Below are 11,033 nucleotides of genomic sequence, written 5' to 3'. Positions count from 1 at the left end.
GATGGGTACCCATCCACGCGCGGGGCCTTCGGCGTTGGTGCGTCTCAGAACAACGGCATCTGTCCGTCCTTCGGTCCGGCGGGGGCCTCCTCGGCTGCCTCCGCTGGAAAGAGCGGTACGAGCGCGGAGCTCGGATCGGACGCGCGTACGGCGGCGAGGTACGCCTCCGGGTCGTATCCGTTCGCCAGGGCCGCGCGGACGAGCGGGCGTGCCTCGCCCGCGAGCATCGCGGCGGCGAGCGCGTCCAGGTCCAGCCCGTCGCGGAGGGCGGCTTGGATGGCCTGCGCGCGGCCCAGGGAGCCGCGGGTGTCGGCGTAGCCGAGGTGCGCCCGGCCGGCCGCGCGTCCTTGGTTCGCCATCTGCCGCATGTTCGTGCGCTGGGTAGCGTTCGACAGGTGGTCGAGCTCGACGCACAGGGACTCGTTGCAGCTGTGTGCCGTGATCGTGCGTGGTGGGAGCGGGCCGTGCAACAGCTCCATCAGCCACCGGTGCACCCGCACGGTGCGTTCGCGACCGGCTTCGGTCACGACGGCCTTCGCATAGCCGTCCGTCGTCAGGCTCCTGACCCAGTATCGGCATCCGTGCGGCACCAGGATGCTGCGCTCGGCGACGTACTCCAGCGCTCGCTCGATGCCCCTCCCCACGCTGCCGCTCCCCCGCTCGTCCTGCTCTGGCGATCTTCATCCTGCCAGGGCCCGACGGGCGGGGGTTCACTGCGCGTCGGTGCCGGCCTTGCGGGCCTCGTCGAGCAGCTTGCGGGCATGCGAGGTGACATGCAGGCCGGTCTCGCGCTGAACGTCCTCGACGGTCAGCTCCGGCTGGTCCTTCAGGAGGTTGATGACCATGTCCAGACGTGCCGCGCGCAGGATTCGCTCCGCGTGGACCGGGTGGATTCCGAGGTCCTCGGCGAGCATCTTCGCCGTGAGGGTGGTGGGGTGTTCGTTCAGCAGTTGACGGGCCCGCTTCCTGCGCTCCTCGGCCTGCGGGTTCGGCGGACGGGACTGCGATTCCTTCCGGCCGACCGGACGGCCCTTGGGGTTGCCGCGGCCTCGGCGGTTGGCAGCCCAGTCGAGGATGGTCCGCCGGAGCCAGAAGTCCTCACCGCCGGCGGTCTCGCCGTCGACCTCCTTGCCGCCGAGGTTGAAGTCGGGGTCAGGGAGCTGGGTTTTGGTGCCGTACCTGTATCCCTTCCAGGTGCTCAGCGTGACGCGCTTCTCCTCGGGGAGTGCGTAGAGGGACTCCTCCAGGTCGAGCAGGTCGTCGGGGTGCTCTCCGGCCGGCACCGGGGGGAGGTCGTACTTGGGCTGCTCGTTGACGGCCTTGGCGCGCTCCTCCTCCGCGTGCGCGGCCAGCAGCTGCTCCTTGGAGTAGATGCGCCGGCGGCTGCCCGGACGGTTGAGCAGCTTCAAGCCGCGGATCTTCTCCCAGTGCTTGGTGTCCTGCCAGTAGCCGATGCTGACGCCGAAGATGTCGGCCGCGATCTGGTCGTCGGCAGGGGTGATTCCGTTGGGGATCATCGGTGTGGTGCTCCTTGGTAAGGGGTTTCGAGGTGCAGCAGGTGATGCCGGCCAGGCGCCACCCTAGCCAACATTGAAAAAAATACCGCACTTGGGCCGTGGGTGGGAAGTCGGATGCCGGAATGGGTGCCGGCGCGGGCCGCCGCTGGTGATTGGCGGCGGCCCGTGGTCGTGGTCAGAACAGTGGCTGCTGTCCCTCGGGGGCGGATTGCGCGGCGCGGCGCGACTGGGCGAACGCCAGGGCCTGCTCCTCGTCGTCGAAGCTGTGTTTCTTCAGGACGTCTTCCAGGGCGCCGAGCAGGCCGGCCCGGCGCTGCATCGTGTTGTAGGTGCGGTGGGTTTCCAGCAGGGCGCGGGCCAGGAAGTAGTGCTGCTCGTCCTCGCCGCAGACTTCGCGGAGAACTTCGATCATCGACTGTGCCGCGTTGAAGCTGATGGACTCGTCCAGCGTGCGTCCGGGGAACGGTTCGCCGGTCTCCTCCTCGTAGATCAGCGGCAGGCTGTCCTCGATCTCGTGCTTGTCGAAGACCCAGATGCGGCGGATCAGGTGTAGCTCGTCGAGCGTGATCAAGGTGAGGTCGCGGACGTAGTCCGGACCCTTCGCCCGAATCCAGGTCTGGGCGCGTAGCAGGCGGCGCAGCCAGTCCTCCCGCGCGCTTTGGAGGTAGGGCCCGTGGACTAGGCGGTCACGGTGGATGAGGAGTGATCCGTTCATCCGGCGGAAATCTCGCAGGTGCCGGTCGTCCTCGATGTCGAGCGCGTCGCGCAGATCGAGCAACGGCTCCATCCAGTGCAGTTCTTCGTCGTTGGTGACCATCGCGGCCAGGCTCTTGTCGTGCTCGACCATCGTGCAGGTCCAGCAGCCCATGCGGCTGTCTCCGCAGCTCGGGGTGGAGGTGTCCACTACGAGTGGGCATTCGTTGTCGGCGGAGGCTCCCCGGTACATCGCCAGGAGGTCCTTGTTGGAGTGCCCCCAGGGGTTGCGGTACTGCATGAGCGCCATCCAGACCTCATCGGTCGTGAACGCCTCGATGGGGCTGTAGACGAGGCTGTTGGGAAGGCTGCCGTGCGGGCTGACCCGGTCGCGGACGCGGCCCTTCTCGTGGCGCCGCATCGCGCGGCCGCGGGCCTGGCTCTCGGTCTTGCGGATGCCGAGGACGAGGATCACCTGGCCGTGCTGGCTGACCACACGCTGGATGAAGTCGTTGGAAGGCCTGATCTTGAGCCTCTCGGTGCACCATCTGAACTTCGGCCGGGGGGCGGCGTAGCCGCGGCCGATCAGGTTGACCCAGAACGTGTCTTCGGTCTTCGGCGTGAGGCGGTGCGGCTCGATCGGTAGATCCTGCTCGGCGGCTGCGGCCCGCATCGCGTCCAGCGACCGGTTCGCCCAGGCGGCGACAACGGGGTTCTCCACCAGCGTGTCGGTGCTGATGACGTACACCGTCTTGGTGCGCTGCTCGATGGGCAGGCCGGCCAGCGCCATCCAGACCAGCATGAGGACCAGGGTTGAGTCCTTGCCGCCGGAGTAGCCGACGACCCATGGCACGTCGTCGGCCTGGTAGAGCTCACGTATCTCGTCGAGCAGCTCCTGGACGACGTCGCGCATCGGGCGGCCGCCGAAGGGCCGGGGCTTGACCACCTCCAGGGGGAGGAAGACGGGCGTGGACAGGGGTTCTCCTTCTCGTGTAGGGGTGCGCGGAACGGCGGCGCGGCGGGGGTCGCTGCGCGCCGGGGGATGCTGCGGGGTGCGGTCGTCGCCCGACGGCGCGCGGGCCGTCGGGCGGTCGTACGGCGGGAAGCGACTGGCGCCTGTCGGCGCGGCCGCCGTTTACTGCTCGGCTGCCTGGGCGGCGTAGTCCAGGGCGGTGGCCCGTGGGTCGTCGGACGCGGCGATGCGCGTGAGCCGCTGAAGCTGGGTACCGATGCCGGCCCCGGCGAGGGGGCGCAGCACGTGGGGCCAGACCGCCGCCGCGGCGTCGGCGTAGTCCTTGCCGGCGAGCGCGATCACCTCGGGGGCGTGGGGCAGGGCCCGGCCCATGGCGGCCGCCTGGGCGCGGTGTTTGGCGTGGTCGACGGTTCGCGGGTCCAGCCGCTTCTCGTACGGGGCGATCAGGGTGTCCGGGGTGATCAGCCCGTACTTGGCACTGACGATGACGACCCTTCCGCCAGGAATGGCCTGGGCGGCCTCGAAGCACTTCGTGAAATACGGGCCGGTGTAGAGCTGGGCGGCGGGAAGTTCATCGACGCCCTCGGGCAGGGGCTTCTTGGCGGCGCTGCACGGGATGACCAATACGGGGCGGCCGATGGCGGGCGGCGCGAGGACATCGCGGGCATCGGTGCGGGGCTCGGTGAGGTCGAAGTGGATGGCGCCCTCGGCCTCCGCGGCGGCCGTCTGCTCGGGGGTGGACTGCGGCAGCAGGTCGTCGGGGATCGCGAACCGGTTGGTGCCGCGACGGAAGTGCAGGATCGCCCACTTCGCATCGGTGCCCAGGGCCTGCGCCGGGGTGCGGCGGCGGCGCCGGGCTCGGCGCTCGGGCCGGTCGGCGGGCCGGACGGCGGCGGTGCGGTCGAAGAGGCTGAGCTGCTCGTCGTGCGCCGCGATGGCGGCGGCGACGGCGCGGGTGGCGAACTCCTCCTCGTCGAAGGGTTCGGGGTTCGCCGGGGCCGGAGCTGGGGCGGGGTCCGGCAGTGCCGGCGGGCGCTGCGCGTCGGCCTCGGCCTTTGCCTGGAGTGCTCCGAGGATCTGCCCCCACTCGCCGGTGGCCAGGGCCTGCGTCCAGGTGTGGGCGTCGTCGGCGCGCTCGGCGTCGGTGCGGCGACGGGCGCCGCTGCCTGGGCAGTCGGCGGTGGCGGTGCGGGTGGGCCGGTGGTCGATGACGGCGCCGGAGACGGTGGGCTTGTCGAGTCCGCAGCCGGGGCACCGGACGGTGCTGGTCTCCTCGGTCAGGTTCGCGGCGGGGAAGGTGCTGGTGTGCACAGTCGGGTTCTCCTCCTGGTGGGTTCGGGTTTCGAGGGGGCCGGGGCGGCGGTGCCAACCGCCGCCCCGGTCAGGGGGCGTTCAGAAGAGACGGTGCGCGGCGTCGGCGAGCTCGGCCGCCTCGCGCAGCGCGGCGGCCGCCTCCTGGGCGGTGCGGCAGGGGGCCAGGCTCCACTGGTGGACGATCACCCGGCGCCACTTCTTCGGGTCGGCGTCTTGGGGGGGAACGGGGGCACCGTTCAGGTGGTCCGCGAGGACGCGGTACGCCTCCTCGAGGACGGCCGCGATGGCGCCCATGTCGTACGTGCGGTCGGGGGTCATGCGGTCGCGGCCGGCGGCGACGTCGAGCGCGCCGCCGACGGAGCATCGGCGGTGGGCGAGGCGGCCGGGGCCGCTGTAGAGGCTGTAGCGGCTCTGGTAGATCCCGACGTGGGTGATGTGGGCGGCGGCCCACTCCAGCAGGGCGCCGGGGGTGGTCGGGATCAGGACGCTGTCAGGCGTGTAGCGGATGCCGGTCACGGCGGTCCTCCTGTGTTGGTCGGGTTTCGAGCGGTGCCCGGGGGCGGCGGTGCCATCCGCCGCCCCCGGCGGTTCAGACCTTCAGAACGTGCTGGAGACCGAGGTTGAGGAAGCTGAGACGGCTGCCCGTGCACTCGGTGGTGCCGTCCAGCGCGGCCGGGGTCTCGGACGCGGTGGAGGTGTAGAGCGCGGTGCCGCAGTCTGCGCAGTACCCGCGCAGGTGTGCGGCCTCGGCGTCCTCTCCCCCGGCCAGGTGGTCGAGATAGGCGAGGAGGAACACCAGGTCCTGGGGGGCGTGGGTGATGAGCGCGGTGTTCGCGCGGGCGGCCGCGAGGTCCTCGGCGGGCGTCTCCGTGTCCTCGGGGCCGTCGTGGTTGATGGCGATCTCGGCCACCTTGAGGTCGTCCGCGTCGCTGACGACGAAGTCGGTGTGCACGGCCTCGAGGTCGCCGCTGATGACGATGCCGCCCTGGCGGTCGGTAACGATCTCCTCGGCACTCCAGGGCCTGCGGGTCGCGGCCAGGCGGTCGCGGATCTCGGCGACCCGGGGCGAGGTGTGGACCTCGTCGGGGAGCTGCGCGGCTTGGGCGAGGTCGAGCCGGTAGCCGACCCCTTCCCTGACCATCCCCTCCTGCTCGCACATGGGCCGCCAGACGTGGCTGTTGCCGTAGTTCAGCTGGTTGACCCATCCGAGCAGACCGCCCATCAGGTCGAAGACCTTGATGCGGCGCTCCTCTCCGCTGGCGGTCCAGTACGTGCCGTCGGTGCTCAGCACGTCGCTGCCGAGGTGCCCGGTCAGACGGAGGTGCATGGCGTCGAACGGCGCGGCCGGCTCGTGGACGGTGAGGACGTCGCGGACGGCGGCGGCAATGTGCGCGCACGCGACGCGGGTCAGCCGGTCATCGGCGCGCTGGATGCGCTCGTGGGCGTCGTCGAGCGCGTCGTTCAGCTTGGCGTCGTTGACGGTGTACGGGGTGGTCACGGGTTCCTTCCGGTTCGGTTCGGGTTTCGAGAGGGGCCGGGGCGCGGTGCCATCCGCCGCCCCGGCCGGGGCGGGTCAGTTCACGGCTGGGGCGGGCTCCGTGAAAGTCGCGGTGAAGGCGGCGACGGCCTTCTCCAGAGCGTCCGTTGAGACGCCACTGATGAGGTCGCCCGCGTTGTACTCGTCAAGGTGGTGAAGACGGCGCCGGGCTGCACCAGTGCCGGTGGTGACCTTGTACTCCTCGAAGGACAGCAGGGTTGTGGCGAGCTCGCCCACGGCGGGGCTGATGGCGGTGAGGTGCAGGCCCTGGTAGCGGCCGTGCACGATGGTGGGCGCGAGCGAGAGGGTGAAGACCAGTCCGCCGATGCGGGCTACCTCCGTGGTGCCGACGACGGCGGCGGTGGGCTCGACTCGGCGGAGCAGGTGGAAGATGTTGAGTACGGCGCGGTGAGGGACGGGTCGGCTCATGGGTTTCTCCAGTTCGACGGTGAGCGGGTGAGGCGGGGGCGGCGGTGCCATCCGCCGCCCCCGGGGCGAGCTGGTCAGTTCTGCGGGCGGTCCTTGCGGACGATGGCGGCCGGGTCGGGGCCGAGGAAGCGCACCAGGTTGATCACGACATCGGCGATGTGCTGTGCGATGCCGGTGGGGCGTGCGGCGGCCGTCTGCTCGGCTGAGGTGCTCACGGATACCTCCGGTGATGGGTTTCGAGTGGTGGTGTCGGTCGGAGTGCCACCCCCTTCCAACGAGTTCAATATTACCAGCTTGAGCCCAGATCTCCTAGTGGAATGGGGCCCTTGAGCAGGGGTTCTAGCTGCGGTCGTTCCCCGGGGCGGCGGAGTCCCGCCACCGGGCCCGGGAGCGGGAGGGGCCGGGCCTGCGCCGGTGGCGCCGGCCCGGCCGGGGGTCAGAACAAAGAGGACTGCCCGGCTTCCTCGGCGTCCTGGTCGCTCTGTCGGCGGCCGCGCCGCCCCACCGGGTCGGGTCGGTCAGTTCTTGGGCTTGGGCTTGGGCAGGAAGGTCTTCATGGACTCGGCGCGGGCGCTGCTGGCGGGGCAGGGTGCGAGCAGTTGCGTCAGCAGCGTCCGCAGGGTGTCTGCGTCGTCGGCCTTGCGGGCGCGCTCGGCGCGGGCGAGCAGCTGCTTGACGTCCTCGGCCGTGGTCGGGTGGGTGACCTCTCGGCAGGGGCAGCTGATGGGGGGTTCGCCCACCAGGGCGGCGACCTTCCCGGCCTGGTCCTCGAAGTCGATGCACCCCTTGTGCCGGTACTCGGGCCGGGGGGTGTTGTCGCCGTTGCGGCCGCGCAGGTGCGACCACCAGCGCATGACGTAGTGGCCCGACAGGAGGCACTTCAGCATCCAGGGGTTGTCAGATCCCGGGTAACCGGTGGTGTTCCCGTCCTCGTCCTCCGGAAGCCAGGCGAGTTCGGCGACGCGGGCGAGCGCGATGCCCGCGCTCAGGATGTTGCGCCGGGTCGGCTTCAGGCGCGGGGACAGCCACGGGACGATGCCCTGCGCGGCGGCCGGGGTCTTGGCCGGGGTGGCCGCGGGGTCGATGGCGCCGGAGTCGACCAGGTCGGCCAGGTGTGCGGCGGCCTTGTGCCGGTCGTCGTGGCGGCTTTCCTCGGTGTGGCCGTGGGGGCGGGCGTACCACTCGCCGTGGAAGCGGTGGATGTCGCCGCCGGGCTGGCCGTCGACGGTTACGGGGTAGCGGCCGCTGGCGTCGCGCACGCCGATCTCGTAACGCTCGTCGGCAGGCTTGGTGGTGGTCGTGGTCAAGGGTTCTTCCTCTCGTCGGGCGTGGGTTTCGAGCGGTGCCGGGGCGGCGGTGCCAACCGCCGCCCCGGGCAGGGCGGACCGGGGTCCGGTCAGGGGGTCTCTTCTGGCGGTGTTTTCGCCGGGGCCTTCGCCTGCCGGTTACTTCGCGGGCAGAAGGAGCTGGTCCGTGGGGGCGTCCTGGGGGAGCTGCCGCTCCGGGGCCAGGATGTAGAAGGGGCGTTTGCGGCCGTCTCCTCGGATGGTCCGGGCATAGAGGTCTCCGGCCGTGTGCGGCTGTGGGCCACCGCCCGTGTAAAAGCTCCCGTTGTTGAGCATGACGGGGTCGTTGGTGACCCAGTGCTGACCGTCAGCGACCCATCGCCGGTAGACCGTCCGGAGAGAGAAGGGGCCGCCGGTGCGCACCTCCCACGTCTCCGCCTCGATGCCGAGGTAGGTGCCCTTCCGGGCCTTGGTGACGCGCAGAGAGCCCGGGTCTGGGGCCGCGATCGTCTCGGCGCACTCAATGCGGGCGGCGTATCCGGACGGCCAGTGCGTGAGGGGCTTCCCGACAGGCATCGTCGCCAGGTAGTCCGCGAATGCGGCCGCCTCGTCCTTGGCCGCGCGCCGGTTGTCGTGGAGCGATCGGGCGGCCAGGGCGGCGGCCTTGCCGATCGTGGGCAGCGGCGCGGACACGGGCCGTTCGGTGCCGTCGGGGAAGGTGTGCACCAGCGTGTACTTCATGGTTCCTCCGTGGGTGGGGTTTCGAGAGGGGCCGGGGCGGCGGTGCCATCCGCCGCCCCCGGAGCGCTGGCCTCTACCAGCCGGGCGGGACCGGCTCCTCGTACTGCGAGGGGGCTTCGATCTCGCGGGTGTACCCGTCGAGCTCCTCGTCGTAGTTCTCGCACTCGGGGTCGCAGGACTCGCCCTCGTCCGCGCCGCAGTCGGGGCAGGGGTCTTCGAGGTCGACGTACGCAGCCATGACGGTGCCTTCCGGTTCGGGTTTCGAGTGGTGGTGCCGGTCGGGGTGCCACCCCCTTCCAACAAGTCCAATATTACCAGCTTTAGCCCTGCTCCTCAAGTGTGAAAAGGGGCGTTGAGCTGGGGTTTTCAGTCGGGGATGGCGGGGAGATTGAGCGGCGCCCACTGGTCGCCGGTCCAGACTTCCCAGGCGCTCACGTCGGGGTCGCTGGCCTTCAGCTTGCGGGCGATCCGGGACAGGAACGGGGAGTCGGCGCGGGTGAGCCAGACCGGCGGGGCGCCGACGGCGACGGTAACGCCGATCTGTCCGTCCTCGTCGAGCGCGCGGAGCAGGCTCTTGCGCTGACGCGCGCACTTCTCGACTTCCCCGGCCATCTCGTGCTCGTCGATGAGGCGGTCCATCACCCTCTCTTCGGACAGGGGTTCACCGTCCATGCGGCAGGTGGCGGCGAACTCGTGGACGGCGCGGCGGTCTGCGGCGGTCGCTGGGTAGAACCAGGTGCCGCCGCCGTCGCCCTGGTTCTCAATGACTCCCACGCAGCGGCCGCCCTCGTTGACGGTCGCGCTGTAGGCGATACCGCAGCGCATTTCCGTCTGCTGGAAGTCGGCGAGGGTGTAGCGGTCATGGGGGACTTCGAGGCCGGTGTGGGGCAGCGTGGTCAGTTCGGTCATGGAGCTTCCTCTCAGTGGGGTGGGGCACCACCGTTGGGGGGTGCCGAGACGTAGCGGCGCACGGTCTCGGCCACGGGTGACGATCCGTCGCCCGTGGCGGTCCGTGACCACCGTGGGGCGCGGCCGCGCCAGGGCCCGGGGCCTGTCGGTGCGGTCGCGCTCCGCGATGGTCAGCGTTTCCGCCCGGTAGCGGTGCGGCGCGGGCCACGGGTCGGCAAGGCACTCGCGGTCGTGATCATGGCGGCAGTCGTCGCGATCCTGGATGCGCGCCGGGTGGCGCTGAAGATGTGCGGCCGTCGCCGCGATGGCTCTGCCCCCTTGGGGCCGGCGCACGGCGCGCGGTACGGACGGGCGGCCGTCGCTCCCCGCCGCTGACTGGCGGTCCGGGGCGGCGCGTCCCGCCGCCCCGGTGGTCGTTCAGTAGGTCCCGCGGCCGGGGTCGGCCTCGACGGCTGCCTGATGGGCGCGCACTGCCTCAATGCTCCCCTCTGTGGCCACCCGGTGGGCGGCTTCATGCACGGCGGTGTGCAGCGCGATGTACTGGGCGAGCTGGTCGCGGTCAGTGCCGCCCACGCTCGTGTACCGGGGGCCGCACTCGTCGCAGATCACGCGATAGACCGGCACCTGCCCGACCTCTTCACTGCGTGTCGCACGGCGGGGCGCGACGCTGCCGGAAATCCACCGGACGGGGGCGGGGGGCGCGGGGTGCTTCGCCGCGTGCTGCCGAACGTCCCACACGTGCTGTGCCAAGTCGGCGGTGACCGGGCCGAGCCACTGCGGGCAGTGATCACACACCGCGTGGTACAGCGGCGTGGTGTCGATGATGCGGCCGTACACGGCGAACGTGGGGGCGGCGTTGGTGGTCATTTTCGGGGCCTCTCTCGCGCTGGTGGGGTTTCGAGGGGCCGGGGCAGCGGTGCCATCCGCCGCCCCGGCGGGGGTAGAAGAGGGCACCGGCCTGGGGCCGTCCCTCCGCTGGGCTCACGCGCTGACGCTGGACGCTTCCGGGATCAACTCGTCCGGGGCGTACCAGGTAAGGCCGTACAGGCCATCCAGTTCGACCCCGACGATCCACCCCCAATCACCAGAGGTGCCTTTGCGGACCGTCCCCGCCCAGCCGTTGGTGTTGATCGCATGTTCGCTCGACACCTGAACGCGGTCGCCTTCGGCCCATTCCCTGTACCGAGTGGCGGTCATTGCCCTGCCTCCGTGTGGTGTGGGTTTCGAGTGGTTCTTGTTGTTCGGGATGCCACCCCCTTCCAACAAGCTCAATATTACCAGTACTAGACCGGATTCGGGAAGTCAAAAAGGGGGGTCTGCCCAGGGTTTTTCTCGGAAGTTCCATGATCCTTTAGAGGATGTCCGGGCCCGGCCGACCCCGTCCTAGCCAGCCGCTTTTCCCCTCCCCCAGCCCTGGGCCGGCCCGCGCTTCGACCACTGGCTCCAGCTCCTCCTGGCCCTCCTCGACCTCAGCCCCTCGCCCTGGCCACGACGGTGCCGGCGGCCGACGACGGCGAGGTGGACTCGCCTTCACCACAACGGACTTCAGCCCGTCCCCCGGTCCCCGGGGGGCGGGCGTCCGGAGGAGCCCCCCGGGGCACGCGCAAGGGAGCGCCAGCGACCGCAGCCCGCGC

The 11,033-nt window shown here is 70.8% G+C and carries 14 protein-coding genes; all 14 read right to left on the bottom strand.

Annotated elements, in window-relative coordinates; genetic code table 11:
* Nucleotides 1-44: 44 nt before the first annotated feature.
* On the bottom strand, nucleotides 45-644 hold the full coding sequence (locus ACFV2X_RS54535) for an HNH endonuclease (RefSeq protein ID WP_385631536.1): 600 nt from the start codon (nucleotides 642-644) through the stop codon (nucleotides 45-47).
* 66 nt (nucleotides 645-710) lie between these two features.
* Nucleotides 711-1,517, bottom strand: a complete 807-nt coding sequence (locus tag ACFV2X_RS54530) for a hypothetical protein (RefSeq protein WP_385631533.1) — start codon at nucleotides 1,515-1,517, stop codon at nucleotides 711-713.
* A gap of 175 nt (nucleotides 1,518-1,692) precedes the next feature.
* The gene (gene dndC / locus ACFV2X_RS54525; RefSeq protein ID WP_385631530.1) at nucleotides 1,693-3,156 is read right to left on the bottom strand and encodes a DNA phosphorothioation system sulfurtransferase DndC; all 1,464 of its coding nucleotides are present in this window, start codon (nucleotides 3,154-3,156) and stop codon (nucleotides 1,693-1,695) included.
* A gap of 189 nt (nucleotides 3,157-3,345) precedes the next feature.
* A complete protein-coding gene (locus tag ACFV2X_RS54520; RefSeq protein WP_385631528.1) occupies nucleotides 3,346-4,494 on the bottom strand; it encodes a DUF6884 domain-containing protein in 1,149 nt (382 codons plus the stop codon).
* 81 nt (nucleotides 4,495-4,575) lie between these two features.
* On the bottom strand, nucleotides 4,576-5,013 hold the full coding sequence (locus ACFV2X_RS54515) for a DUF6197 family protein (RefSeq protein ID WP_385631525.1): 438 nt from the start codon (nucleotides 5,011-5,013) through the stop codon (nucleotides 4,576-4,578).
* Nucleotides 5,014-5,086: 73 nt separating this feature from the next.
* On the bottom strand, nucleotides 5,087-5,995 hold the full coding sequence (locus tag ACFV2X_RS54510; RefSeq protein WP_385631523.1) for a hypothetical protein: 909 nt from the start codon (nucleotides 5,993-5,995) through the stop codon (nucleotides 5,087-5,089).
* Nucleotides 5,996-6,070: 75 nt separating this feature from the next.
* On the bottom strand, nucleotides 6,071-6,463 hold the full coding sequence (locus ACFV2X_RS54505) for a hypothetical protein (protein ID WP_385631522.1): 393 nt from the start codon (nucleotides 6,461-6,463) through the stop codon (nucleotides 6,071-6,073).
* A gap of 74 nt (nucleotides 6,464-6,537) precedes the next feature.
* Nucleotides 6,538-6,678, bottom strand: a complete 141-nt coding sequence (locus ACFV2X_RS54500) for a hypothetical protein (RefSeq protein ID WP_385631520.1) — start codon at nucleotides 6,676-6,678, stop codon at nucleotides 6,538-6,540.
* Between the two features lie 303 nt (nucleotides 6,679-6,981).
* The gene (locus ACFV2X_RS54495) at nucleotides 6,982-7,770 is read right to left on the bottom strand and encodes a hypothetical protein (RefSeq protein WP_385631518.1); all 789 of its coding nucleotides are present in this window, start codon (nucleotides 7,768-7,770) and stop codon (nucleotides 6,982-6,984) included.
* Nucleotides 7,771-7,908: 138 nt separating this feature from the next.
* On the bottom strand, nucleotides 7,909-8,490 hold the full coding sequence (locus tag ACFV2X_RS54490; RefSeq protein ID WP_385631516.1) for a hypothetical protein: 582 nt from the start codon (nucleotides 8,488-8,490) through the stop codon (nucleotides 7,909-7,911).
* 73 nt (nucleotides 8,491-8,563) lie between these two features.
* Nucleotides 8,564-8,728: a hypothetical protein gene (locus tag ACFV2X_RS54485; protein WP_385631513.1), complete on the bottom strand. Its 165-nt coding sequence runs from the start codon at nucleotides 8,726-8,728 to the stop codon at nucleotides 8,564-8,566.
* A gap of 128 nt (nucleotides 8,729-8,856) precedes the next feature.
* Nucleotides 8,857-9,399: a hypothetical protein gene (locus ACFV2X_RS54480; RefSeq protein ID WP_385631511.1), complete on the bottom strand. Its 543-nt coding sequence runs from the start codon at nucleotides 9,397-9,399 to the stop codon at nucleotides 8,857-8,859.
* A 417-nt stretch (nucleotides 9,400-9,816) separates the two neighbouring features.
* On the bottom strand, nucleotides 9,817-10,266 hold the full coding sequence (locus tag ACFV2X_RS54475) for a hypothetical protein (protein WP_385631509.1): 450 nt from the start codon (nucleotides 10,264-10,266) through the stop codon (nucleotides 9,817-9,819).
* A 114-nt stretch (nucleotides 10,267-10,380) separates the two neighbouring features.
* A complete protein-coding gene (locus tag ACFV2X_RS54470) occupies nucleotides 10,381-10,596 on the bottom strand; it encodes a hypothetical protein (RefSeq protein WP_385631507.1) in 216 nt (71 codons plus the stop codon).
* Nucleotides 10,597-11,033: the final 437 nt, after the last annotated feature.

This window comes from Streptomyces sp. NPDC059679 (genome assembly GCF_042734105.1).
In the GTDB taxonomy this organism is placed as follows: domain Bacteria; phylum Actinomycetota; class Actinomycetes; order Streptomycetales; family Streptomycetaceae; genus Streptomyces.
This window is presented reverse-complemented; position numbering and strand designations above follow the sequence as displayed.